This is a genomic window from Kitasatospora sp. NPDC001309 (assembly GCF_042896295.1).
Lineage (GTDB): Bacteria > Actinomycetota > Actinomycetes > Streptomycetales > Streptomycetaceae > Kitasatospora.
Genome location: NZ_JBIAXC010000106.1, coordinates 1 through 2086 on the forward strand (window position 1 = coordinate 1; position 2086 = coordinate 2086).

Here is a 2086-nt window from a genome sequence, read left to right on the forward strand (position 1 = left end):
CGGACAAACCGCCTCACGGCGGGGGTTCACGCCAACGCCCCCACCCCCCCCCAAACCCCCCCCCCCCCCGCCCCCGCCCCCCCGGGGGGCGCGGGGGGGGGGGGCCCGGCGGCCCCCCCCGAGGCCGCCGTCAGCTGTCAGCTGTCAGCTGTCAGCTGTCAGCGCGGAACGCCCCGTGGACCCGCAGGTCGCCCTTGACCGAGACCTGCCCGTCATTGGTGTGCACGATCCACTCCTGTCCGTTGCGGACCGACAGGTGCCCGTTGGCGTTCACCTTGCCCTGGAAGCGCGACTCGCCCTGGACCCGCAGCATCGCCTTGGTGCTGAGGTCCCCGGCGACCGTGAGCGTGCGCCAGGCGTTCAGGTCGCCCTCGGCCTCCAGGCCGCCGTGGACGATCAACCGCGGCGGGCCGTCCTGGGTCTCCAGCACCTTGTCGACGGTCAACCCGCCCTGGAGGGTGAGGCGTTCCCTGACCTGGGCACGGCGGGTGACCAGGTCGTTGAGGTCCGCCTCGCCGGCGGTGACGGTCCCCCAGTCCGTGCCGCCGTCCTTGCGGACCTCCACCCCGGACTGCGGGAACTCCAGCCAGCCCTTGGCCCCGGCACGGTCCCCCACCCAGCCGGTGTTGACCCCGGCCGCGCTGACCGTCTCCACCGTCACGATCCCGAGGTCGCCGCCGCTGCCGTGGCCGACCCTGATCCCGCCGGGCGGGAACTCGATCCGCCCGGCGTCGTCGTCGTGGCCCCGGACCGACCCGGCGGTGACCGTGCCGATCGCCGCCTCCGCGGCCCGCAGCTCCACGGCGTCCACCTGCCGTGCCTCCACCGTCACGGCCTCCACCCCGGCGGCCGCCAGGGTGCCCAGCGCATCGGCCTCGTCGCGGATCTGGGCGCCCTGCCCGGTGAAGGTGATCCGCCCGCGCGCCGTCGTCGTGCCCCGGACCCACGGGGTGTGCACCCCGGCCGTCGCGGTCACCGCCTCGAACTCGGGGCTGCGCAGGTGCACGGTGGTGGTGAGGAAGTACCCCGGCTGCGCGCGCCCCGGGAGGGTGGCCGTCAGGGTGTACGTGGCGTCCCGCTTCGGCTCCTCGCCCGCCTTCGGCGCCCACTCCCAGCCCGCCCCGGTCCGCTGCGGGACGGGCACCGAGAGGCCGTCCGGGCCCTGGATCCGGTACTCCAGGTTCGCCGGGCCGTCCCAGCGCAGGACGACGTCCGCGCCACCCGCCACCAGGGACTCCTGCGGGCGGAAGTTGCGCGGCACCTTGGGCAGTTGCTTCACCAGGCCCAGGGTCACCGGGTTGCGCTGCGCCCTGGAGCAGTTCGCCGCCCGCTCCGTCACCTGGAGCAGGACCAGCCCCGGCTTGTCCGAGACCGTGAAGCCGTCCAGCACCAGGACGAGTGAACCGGCTTCCCGGAAGAGCGAGTTGGGGCGGGGAGTGACGGTCAGCACGCCGTTGCCGTCGTCCCAGACCGCCGTCGGGTCCTCCCCCGCCCGGGTCGCGTTGTTCTGGGCGATCCGGGCGTTGATCGACTTCGGGTGCGCGGTCAGGTCCCCCTCCCGCTGGCCGCAGGGCACCCGCAGCTCGATGGAGTACCAGATCACCTCGTCCGGGGTCGGGTTGGAGACGACGAGGTAGACCGATCCGTTGGGCTCCTCGCCCGCCTCCGGCACCTGGAGCGGGGCCGGATCGGTGAGGAGTTCGTAGCTCAGAGCAGCCATCGTTGAAGACCCCCTGTGTCTGCTGTGCGGGCACTCGCCCCCACGGGCGCAGCCCTGTGGCTCAGCACCCTCCCTCCGGACGGTGGCCCGGGAGCGCCGATTCCGGGCCACCGTCGCGAAGCAGCCCCGCATTTGGCCGAAACCCCGGAGCGGGGAAGGCCACGGTCGGCGCCGCAAGCGGCTATGCGCTGCTCACAGTTGCTTGTAGTTTGGGATCCATGAACAGTTGTGAGCAGTGTGGGAGATGCGCGTGACCGTCATCGATCATCTCGCCCTGTCCGGCGCCCGGCTCGTCCTGCCCGGCGGGGTCGTCGACGGCGGCCGCCTGGCCGTCCAGGGCGAGCGCATCGCCGCCCTCTCCCCCGC

General features: G+C 73.6%; 1 protein-coding gene. It reads right to left on the reverse strand.

Features of this window, described 5'->3' with window-relative positions:
* Positions 1–151: 151 nt before the first annotated feature.
* On the reverse strand, positions 152–1720 hold the full coding sequence (locus tag ACFY2K_RS43440; RefSeq protein ID WP_387718670.1) for a hypothetical protein: 1569 nt from the start codon (positions 1718–1720) through the stop codon (positions 152–154).
* Positions 1721–2086: the final 366 nt, after the last annotated feature.

Bases quoted from the DNA above. Each gene is read 5' to 3' on its own strand.
- ACFY2K_RS43440 (WP_387718670.1), bottom strand. From the start codon at position 1,720: ATGGCTGCTCTGAGCTACGAACTCCTCACCGATCCGGCCCCGCTCCAG.